Origin of the sequence: Paenibacillus sp. p3-SID867 (assembly GCF_025142895.1) — a bacterium.
Taxonomy (GTDB): domain Bacteria; phylum Bacillota; class Bacilli; order Paenibacillales; family Paenibacillaceae; genus Paenibacillus_AQ.
In genome coordinates this window covers 1-453 of sequence record NZ_JAMBDM010000057.1, presented here as the reverse complement: position 1 = coordinate 453, position 453 = coordinate 1, and the positions used below count along the sequence as shown (strand labels likewise).

Sequence of the window (453 nt, the reverse complement as noted above, 5' to 3'; positions counted from 1 at the left end):
ACGGGATGACTGGATGAAGCGGATTGATATTGTTTTTCAAGAAGCTTATCTGTTTCCCGATACGATTCAATATAATTTGACATTGGGACGCCACATTCATGAGGATAAGTTGAAGGATATCTGCAGAAGCATGAGAATTCACGAGTTTATTGAGTCTCTTCAACACGGTTATGATACAAAGGTGGGAGAGCGGGGTATCCAACTGTCAGGCGGACAGAGGCAGCGTATTGCCCTCGCACGTGCATTATTGGCAGACAGTGAAATTCTCATTCTGGACGAAGCTACTTCGGCGCTGGACTTGGAGACCGAACGACTTGTACTGCAGCAACTCGATATTCTTCGTCAGGGTAAAACAACGATTTTTATAGCACATAGGTTGTCGACAGTTATGAATGCGGACATTATCTATGTTTTGGATGGTGGCCGTGTGGAAGAACAGGGCACACATGAGCA

1 protein-coding gene is annotated in these 453 nt (G+C 45.3%); it reads left to right on the top strand.

Going from position 1 to position 453, the window contains the following annotated elements; all coding sequences use genetic code 11:
• Positions 1-13: 13 nt before the first annotated feature.
• The coding region (locus M4D81_RS34645; protein WP_260069692.1) for an ATP-binding cassette domain-containing protein at positions 14-453 on the top strand (440 nt) is incomplete at its 3' end.